General features: G+C 53.1%; 8 protein-coding genes. 5 read left to right on the top strand and 3 right to left on the bottom strand.

Annotated features, from left to right (window positions below; all coding sequences use genetic code 11):
* Nucleotides 1-102: 102 nt before the first annotated feature.
* Nucleotides 103-900, bottom strand: coding sequence for a hypothetical protein (locus ABNT42_RS09670; protein ID WP_348696481.1), 798 nt, complete (start codon nucleotides 898-900; stop codon nucleotides 103-105).
* Nucleotides 901-1,111: 211 nt separating this feature from the next.
* Between ABNT42_RS09670 and ABNT42_RS09665 the strand changes: the two genes are divergently transcribed.
* The 4 genes from ABNT42_RS09665 to ABNT42_RS09650 all read left to right on the top strand — a co-directional run bounded on the left by ABNT42_RS09665 (nucleotide 1,112) and on the right by ABNT42_RS09650 (nucleotide 4,383).
* Nucleotides 1,112-1,363 carry a hypothetical protein gene (locus ABNT42_RS09665; RefSeq protein WP_348696479.1) on the top strand — a complete coding sequence of 84 codons (252 nt, stop codon included), beginning with the start codon at nucleotides 1,112-1,114 and terminating at the stop codon, nucleotides 1,361-1,363.
* Between the two features lie 461 nt (nucleotides 1,364-1,824).
* Nucleotides 1,825-2,421 (top strand): hypothetical protein, encoded by a 597-nt coding sequence (locus ABNT42_RS09660; RefSeq protein WP_348696478.1) that lies wholly within the window; start codon nucleotides 1,825-1,827, stop codon nucleotides 2,419-2,421.
* A gap of 34 nt (nucleotides 2,422-2,455) precedes the next feature.
* Nucleotides 2,456-3,619 (top strand): hypothetical protein, encoded by a 1,164-nt coding sequence (locus tag ABNT42_RS09655; protein WP_348696476.1) that lies wholly within the window; start codon nucleotides 2,456-2,458, stop codon nucleotides 3,617-3,619.
* Nucleotides 3,620-3,651: 32 nt separating this feature from the next.
* Nucleotides 3,652-4,383, top strand: coding sequence for a hypothetical protein (locus ABNT42_RS09650; protein WP_348696474.1), 732 nt, complete (start codon nucleotides 3,652-3,654; stop codon nucleotides 4,381-4,383).
* Between the two features lie 25 nt (nucleotides 4,384-4,408).
* Here the strand turns inward: ABNT42_RS09650 and ABNT42_RS09645 are convergent, their stop codons facing one another.
* The gene (locus tag ABNT42_RS09645; RefSeq protein WP_348696473.1) at nucleotides 4,409-4,774 is read right to left on the bottom strand and encodes a hypothetical protein; all 366 of its coding nucleotides are present in this window, start codon (nucleotides 4,772-4,774) and stop codon (nucleotides 4,409-4,411) included.
* 481 nt (nucleotides 4,775-5,255) lie between these two features.
* Between ABNT42_RS09645 and ABNT42_RS09640 the strand changes: the two genes are divergently transcribed.
* Nucleotides 5,256-5,543, top strand: a complete 288-nt coding sequence (locus ABNT42_RS09640) for a hypothetical protein (protein ID WP_348696471.1) — start codon at nucleotides 5,256-5,258, stop codon at nucleotides 5,541-5,543.
* A gap of 16 nt (nucleotides 5,544-5,559) precedes the next feature.
* On the opposite strand, the gene ABNT42_RS09635 is transcribed toward ABNT42_RS09640, so the two are convergent.
* Nucleotides 5,560-8,544, bottom strand: coding sequence for a hypothetical protein (locus ABNT42_RS09635; protein ID WP_348696469.1), 2,985 nt, complete (start codon nucleotides 8,542-8,544; stop codon nucleotides 5,560-5,562).
* Nucleotides 8,545-8,660 lie beyond the last annotated feature (116 nt).

The following is an 8,660-nucleotide window of genomic DNA, read 5'->3' as shown; positions in this document are numbered from 1 at the left end:
AAGCACAATTTAGTACCCCAATAAATCCGAAGAAATCATCCGAAGAGCGGGTCAGAATTCGGTGCAAATTACGGGTCAGAATCAAATGCAAACTAACAGCCGCTACCTGTCATGTGGGATTTTCAGCTGGGGGTCGGAGTATTCCTTCAGTAAAGCGCTGAATTCTTTGGTGCCAGATGAACCAAGCCAAGACCACATTTTTTCAACTTGACTTTTATGCATCAGATAGTAGCTCTCGCTTGCAGCGAGCCAAATATGGTCAGTTAGAATGGGTTGAACTAGTCTAACGATTGCTCCCTTGTACTTTTGAGCTATATATGAATCCATGTCGTTTGGTGATGTTACTGAAACTGCAAATCCATCAATTCTTTTTAATCTTAGTTTTTCAAGGTTGCGAGCAATATCTACAGCGCCGCTGTCAACCTTTAGGCCCAGAGACTGTAAGCGAAGTTTGTAGCTTGAGCCTAATGTGATGCCAAGCGACCTATTTTGGAAGTAATCGGTTGGATCAGTAGTCTGCGGTATTTGATCGGTACTTCGAACGAATACCACAATGTTCAAAGGAAGCGCTCGCGCAATGTCCAACTGCTGACCTTTGTCTCGCGGGAACACAATGCCAACCGTATCCTTCGCGCTAGAATCCATCGGGGCAAAATCCAGTTCGCCGGACGCAAGCGCTTGCTTTATCCGCATGACTGGGAGGCGAACTAGATTGGTGTCGCATCCAGCACTAGCTGCGAAGCGTTTAACAAGTTCAACTGACGCGCCGGGTTTGACCGGAATTTCTTGTCCAGTTCCTAGCCAGTAGGGCGGCCTTTCCTTATCGAGGTAGCCAATGCGTATTGGCTCACATGCTGAAGCAGTCAGACTCCAAGGACAGGTAATGCCCAGAGCTATCATGATGACTCCGAATTTCATAGCACTGCGTAGACCAGAAAATATTGTGGTTATATTATGCCAGTACCTCTCCGAGCGTGTTGCACAGTTATTGTCTATCACCCCATAGTCAGGGGAAGTTTGCCACCCAATTCAGAGAATGCACACTAATGCGATGATGAAAATGCAAGCTTTCATTCTCTCCATGTTAGGATTGGATTGATTGGAGAAAAGAATGGGTCAATTCAATACAAGCTACTATCGAGGGTTCGAGATTTTTACCGCTGTTAACCCTGTTCTTCCGCCGAATACTGGCTTTATCGGGGTCGTGCGCGTTAAGCTAAACGGGGTATTTGTTGGTGAAGATACGACAGAACTTATGTCACATTTTGTATTTGCTGAGGGAGGAGCAAGGGGGTTAGGCCATAAGATAGCCGACTATTTGCTAAACGACAATCCCAATCAAATAACAGTGGATCAAAATTAAGTTTAGGTCAACCGGTACGGGTCTGTGGTAAGGGAAGTATCTGTATTTGTTGACTTTTTAGCAAATAACGGGCACTTGGCATGCAAAATGCCTCAACTCACCCGCCGGGACGAAATAAAATCTCTCACATTGTCACACCAATCGCTTTCACCGGTGGCGATCAAATGCCCAAAATTACACCGATAACACGAACTACACTCAAGTTCAGAGCCATATCATTCCTCTGAATCCGAACAGCGGCCTTCTTGGTAAAAGCGGCATAACAAAAATAGTCCGCAACGCCAGTTTAGACCGCTCGGTAACTGATCCAGTACTCGTACACATATCATTCACAAGCTAGAGCAATAAGTCCAACGCCAATAAAGGTGTTGGACCCAGCAAATCAAGACCGACAAGGCCCCCGCTGACAGCGATGTCAGCGGGGGCTTTTCATTTACACCTACCTATGAGCGAGGATCAGCATGTCCCAATCAAATAAATCCATCCCAGTCACGACCGATATCGTCACAACTACTACCGCGCCCGTCGAGCAAGGCGACCACACGCCCGCCCCTGAGCCCCTAACCCTCTGGCTTCTCAGAAGCGGTACCGCGAAGAAGGTCAGCAAGTATGGCGACGGCAGCATCTCCTATCAGGTGCTCGCCGACGCCGATCGCACCACCATCTACATCACCATCACCGGCAACAACGGCGGCGGCTACTTCAGCCGCGAGCGCGTGCCATTCGACGCGATCGAAGCCTGTGTAAAGAAGTGCGAGCCAGAAAGACCATTTCCGTCGAAGACGCTCCAGTCCGCTTTCGTCGGGCGCAGCGCCAACAATGCCGGCTTCATGGTGGCGGTACTGCGAGCAGAAGACTTGCTATGCCCAGCACCTGGCCGTGAAACACAGCACGCCGTTACCAGCGACTGGACCGCGTGGAAAAAATCAGCGCTCGCCGAACCCGGCACGCTAATACAGATCGATGCCCGCGAAGCCGGCGCGACGCCCGTCGATACCGTTGCTGTGGAATCGGAGCACAAGACAACCCAGAAGCCCCCCGGCAAGAAAAAGACCTGACAACCATTCATAAGCGCCACAAGGAAGACGATCAATGAAATCCTATCAAGAGAACTTCACGATCATCGTGAACTGGAAATCAAAGGGGTTTGGCTGCATCAAGGCCTGCGGCTACTGCAATTGGCGTGACTCGTTGCTGTTGCCACATGGTGGACAAAGTGCAGAAGCCATTTCGACGTTTATCAAGAAATGTACTAAATCGTTTATCACGATTAGTGGCGGCGCCGATCCACTGTACAGATTTGAGGAATACGCGGATCAACTGCTGGCCATGATCCGCGTCATCCAAACGAACGGGTTCAAGGTTCGGATCATCACACGTGAGGTCAAGCACGTCGCAAAGCTCAAGGGCATCGTCGATTACGTATCCATCTCACTCGACGCAGGTGTCCTGGACGAAATCGAGCACCACCGGCACGAATGGGACGACATGGACATCGAGTATTCACTGGTGTTGCCCGCCCTGCCGACCGACGACATCATCACCCTCAAGGGCCAGTACGCCGTCCTGCGCAGAAAACTTGGCAAGCGCTTGGTCTTGCGCGAAAACCTGAACTCGATTTTCCCGCTCGATATGGCGCGGCTGTCGTTCGGACACTCAGGCATCGTGTTCGTTCCCAAGTCGCTCTGCCTGAGTGGCCGCTATCTCTCGACTATCGACAGCACGGGCCACGAAATTGTGCAGGACAACGAAGGGCTGGCCGCATACCTGATGTCCCAGCCCGACGTCATGCTGTTCGGCGGCATGGTCAAACATCTGCTGAACCCTCGCGTACACATCGAGTATGACGACATCGACGTGATCGCGTTGTCGTTCGATGTGATCGAGGTGCTTGCAGCGAAGTTTGCCTATGAGTTCAAAGCGGTATCAAGCTCCGACACTTACCCACGCTACTTCATCGGTAAGTCACCGCGCGCCGGAAAACCCCTCCAGGTCATCTTGATGCACTCGATGGCGGACGCGCGCCGATTCATTTTCAGCGGCCAGTATGACGTGGACCGCGTTGGTTACAGCAACCACCAGTTCTGTTTCGATCCCGATGCCGGCGAGGCCGTCATCAGGCGAGCGATCGAAACAAAGCAGGTGCATACGGTGCAAGGGGCAAGAAGCACTGACCTCTTCCACGCCAACCGTCCCATGATCGAACAGCGCCACAAACTCAAACTCGTACGCAAGGGCTTCGCCATAGCCGACTAGCGTGCCTCACACCAAGAAATAAGGAGAAAACAATGCAAGCACAAGCGACCATCTACGTCACACCCGAGGCGATGGCGACGGCCGTCGCCATCAAAGACATCGATTACTACACGCGCATGTCGATGTCCGACGACGAAGCCGACCTACTCCATTCGCCCGGCTATTATCTTAAGAATGCCAACAAACTCAAGTTGGCGATCCTGCCGGCTAACGCCCACGTGGCGATCACACTTAGCCCAACATCAGAGTTGCCGTGCGCGCGAGCGGTGAGTATGCCGTCCAATCTGCGCGGCTGCATTTTCGAGAATGCACCCGATCTGCCGCCTCAATACGCTGACATCGTGGCCTACTGGTCAGGCGAGCCAATCAACCTCAGCGACAGCCGCGCCGTACATTTCCAATCCCCATTGAACGAGTATCTTGTCGAATTGCGCCCTGCACCGTGCGACGCGGACGACGCCGGGGAATTCGTGGCTGTCGACAGATTGATTTCAGAGGGTGTAGTCGTCAGCGTAACAGGTATCGCGGCATTAATTGACGGTCTGCTTGTGGACGACTTCGTCGAGATCGTCATACCGGTCGATTCATCCATCGTCGGCATCGAGCCGGACGACTTCCATTCGGCTAAAGCCTACAGGCTGAATGACGAGCACGTCGAGCGGATCTTCGTCAGCGTGGCCGACATCCAGCGCTCGCCCAATCCAAATCACATCCTAATCGACGCCATTAGACACGAACTGTTGGACTATGGATACTGGTACTGACTAGCGACGACCATTGCGGACCAACTCACGACACCCCCGCAATTTCCTTCCTCAACGCCAGTAACTTATCAGGCCCTTCCAGCAGCGTAATGCGCGGCGCCCGCCCCCGCTTACGATCAGCTCTTACCAAGCCAGCAGCAATCAGCCTTGCTAGCGCATCACTCGACGAATCGGTCGATACACCGTACTTCTCCAGCGTCTTCGGCCCTGGCGAGACCGTCGAAGAGTTTGCAATGGTTGCCAACATAAATACAGCCATTGCGTAGTGCAGCGTGCGACCAGGCAACACTGCTGCCTTTGCGAGCCAGTCGGTACGCACCACCTGGTAAGGCGAAAGCCGCAAGCGCGCTTGACGACCGAGGTTGCTATTTAGGTTCGTAGATTTGGACATGGACATCTCCAGTAGGGTGACATCGACCTGTTTCGCAGTTGCGGGAAACCCCCGCAACTACTTACGACAGAAACCCGTAACCCACCAGAGCCGGTCTGTCGATGAACTATGGCGCCGGTCCACGCGCCAATCATTGCGATCACTCCAATATCATCATTTTGGTCGCCGACCAATGCGATGCAAGTCGGGCTTCCGAGCCTGATGAGCCCTGCACAACTATTAACGAAAGGTCATAAATGCTTTCCGCTCTGCTCAACGCCGCCAAATTCGCTCTACCTGCCGCCGGACCAGTCGCCATTATCCTGCCGACAGTGCTGTATGTCGTCGCGTGCAGGAAGTTCGATGTCGATCTGAGCTTCTCATTTCGATAGTAAGCCCGATCCGCGCGGTCGTTGACGACCGCGCTCATTTTCACATTCAACCCGCGACGCCCTTGGTTTAAAAGCCAACGGCGTCGCTTCTTTTTTCTAGGGACCCTACTATGAATAATTCAACATCAGTGCGCCGCTTCCCATTGGGCAGCGTCGTGTCCACACCCGGGGCGCTAAATCTCTTGGCGACGCACGAGACTTCCGCCTTTGCGCTATTGGCTTTGCACCAAAGCGGTCATTGGGGCGATGTTCCGCCAGAGGACGCACGCGCCAACGATTATGCGTTGACCGTCGGTGCGCGCGTGCTGTCGTCCTATGCCGTCGGCGACAAGCGGCTGTGGATAATAACCGAAGCCGACCGCTCGTCAACGACATTACTGCTGCCCGAAGAATACTGATTTTACAGGGTAGAAGTTACTCATCAGCGATCAGGAAGCGCTCGATTTCGAGTCCTGCGAAGCGCTCCTTCAGAACATTCAGGAACGCCATCACTTCAGGTACAGCCGGTACGACATGCTCGTCCGGCTGCTCACCTGTACCATTCTTGACGGCCGACAAGGAGGTTTTGTAACCGAGCTCGGTAAGCCAATCAGACAGCGCGCGCTGGCTCATGTCAGCACCTTTCAGGCCCCACATGCGCTTCTGATACGCAGCAAGAAACACGCGCTTAGCCACTCCGACATAACCGTCCTTAGTCAGGTTCTTGCGACCGGTCGCATTGCGTGTACCAGAAGACGCTCCACTTTCGCCAGCATCGTCAGCAGGCCTGCGCTTCCGCCCTGCCACATTGAAAGCGCGGAATGCTTCCCAGCTCCGAAAATCCTCGACCGTCCTGAGGCAATTTGTCTTACGCCAGTTATCGAATATCAAACGATCGAGCACCGCATCTTGAGCAACTGGATAGGGTTCTGTGTCGAACGCCAGGTGGCTTACACCAGCACCGGCGATCTCGACCATGCGTGCACTATCAGAAATGGGCCGACGTTTGAAATCGTACTCCAGGTTCAATGTCGTTTCTCGACGCTCCATTTGAAGGTCATAACCGAGCGTGAGCTGATCGCGCATCGAAATAAAAGACTCATACGATTGCTTCTGGCCCGGAACACGATTGAGTGTCAGGTCCAGCATGTACGCATTTTCATCTTTAACGTCGGGGCCAGGCTTAACGCCACCCTTTGCGGTCACTGTCGGGTGTTCACCATCGACCATGGTCGTGAACTGCAAGCGCGTCCGGCCGGCAAACAATTGCATCACCTGGTGCTTGTTTTCTAGCATATGAGAACCGGGAGAAACGAGATCGACCAGTCCCTGGAAGCGCTGGCACATCGTTCCACTTAGGTCCAACTGGTCGATGGGACAATCGACCAAGAAGCCGTCAGTAGTAGCTGAGACGGCAGTAACATCATTTGGCAGCTTCCACAGGATTTCGCCGATTACGGCACGGATCAAACCACACACCAGACCAGCCACAGCGGCCTCAGATACACGGGATGGACCGACTACGACGCTGTCCATTTCTTTAGGTCCAAATGTGCGCTTCTGCTTGAATCCTTGACCGGTCTTCCCGTACAGACTGTTGCCGAGCAACTTGACGAATTCGAAAGGCAGCGTCTTCCGCTTGTACGGCCGACGCTGCTCGCGGATGAAGGCTGCAAAGCTTTCGAACAGACGGTAGCCCTCATCCTCATTTTTACTTGAGGATGCATTGCTGCAACTCTTAAATAAAGGATCGTCACACTCACCGGCATCGTCGCCTGGCGACTGATCCATGACGACACTAACTCTATTTTTTTTCTTGGTACGTCTTGTAGCGGCCTTAGCACTGCGAGAAAACACCTCTTCACGCGCCATCCAGGGGATGACTATTCCGAAGTTAATTTTGATCTCAGCACCCATGTTGCGCGCTAGTTCGATTTCTGGTGCCGTACACCGCGATTCACCACTCAATGGAAACAACAGGCCACGTTCTTCGCTTGACACCGGAAGGCATGGAAAGCGCGTGCCGCTCGGAAACTTGAAAGAAACCGACGCAAACCCAGCGACGTGGCCGGTGAATTTGTCGACGTCGTTCGTCATGAAGGCTTTATCGTAATCCAGTACAAAGAGATACGCCAACGCTGTCAGGTATGCGCCAGCCAAATCGGGATCAAAGAAGCGCTTGATGTCCGTCGGGCCAAACACATAGCATTCATTTCGTCCACCGACATAGACGTCGGCCAAGAAGGGCTCTAGCCATGCGCGGACACTTTTGGGCACGCGTTTTTTATGTACGCGCGCCCTGTTGCTATTATTGTCCCAGCGGGTGACCTGCTTCTCTTCGTAATTCAAAGCCACATTGAGCGCCACATCGTCGCTACGGATACACGCTTCAGCAACCCGAACCGCCAAGCCGCTGGCGGTGGCCGAAAACTTGCCCATGTCCAGGCCGAGATGGCGCGTTGAGAACCACACCACCCAGAGCACGTAGGTTACGGCGATCTCTGCATCGCGCAGGCCATAGGCCTCAAACTTCTTTTTTTCCTTGCGCTGGAAAGCTGCCATATCGCTCTTGTCGAACCGTGCCGGCAAGTCTATCTTCGGCAGGTCGAGCACCTGACCAAGATAGGCAAGTGACTTACCAGGTGGCGCCAAGCGGCTGGCATCGACCAGGCGGACTTTCAGCAGTTTAGGCTCGAAATGCGAATCGACCACATACTGGTAACGGCTTTTGAGTTGTTGCTGCCGCTTCTCAGTCATAGGTAATTCAATTTTAACGGCTTCGCCTACAGTAACGAGGGTGCCACCGACGCCACTGAGCTCATGCCGAATTTTTTTGAAGTCGGAGAAGACAGTGATGTCGGCACGAGTGAAGAAACCACACAGTACAACTTCTATAGGCCAGTCGTAGATAATTCCATCGTCCGTGGCTTCTTCAAGCAGGTCGTTGATTGCTTGCGAGAGGCTCGGCCGCTCTGTCTCAGCATCATTGCCCTCGCGATGAATAACCTTGCCCAGTTTCTCACCTGTAGGGCTGAAAAGGCAAAACTGAACGCTCAGAATGCGGTTCCGCCCTTTCCGAGAAAACTGCCACTCGGCATCGAAACCAACGAATACGCGTGGCCCTAAGCCCAGCGTTGGACGTGAACTCTTCTTGACATTAATCGTGGCAACTTGGGGCCGCAATGTATTACCGACACGCAGCGCCATAGAGAAACGTTCACGTTCATAATCTTTTATGGCCTCGTTGGGCTTGTGTGCTTCGTGAGCCGGTGGGTGTTCCAACGAATGATGCATCATGTCAGAAAAATTCGCATCGCAGAATGACATCAACTCGGCATCTCGCTGCGTGTCATCGATAGGGCCAACTTGTGGCGGTGAAGCAGCCAAGCCGCACAACGGCGCGGCGGTTTCATTTTTCATGCTATATATCCCCCATGTAGAAATTGAAACCAGTACCACCGAAAAAAAAGCCGCCACTCGGCGGCTTTGTGAAACTGGGAAAGGTGGGCAAGAAGGCCCATGAATGTCGGCAGCAT

The organism is Duganella fentianensis, assembly GCF_964031615.1.
In the GTDB taxonomy this organism is placed as follows: domain Bacteria; phylum Pseudomonadota; class Gammaproteobacteria; order Burkholderiales; family Burkholderiaceae_D; genus Rugamonas; species Rugamonas fentianensis_A.
The sequence above is the reverse complement of the archived record's forward strand: the minus strand, read 5'-3'. Positions and strand labels throughout refer to the sequence as shown.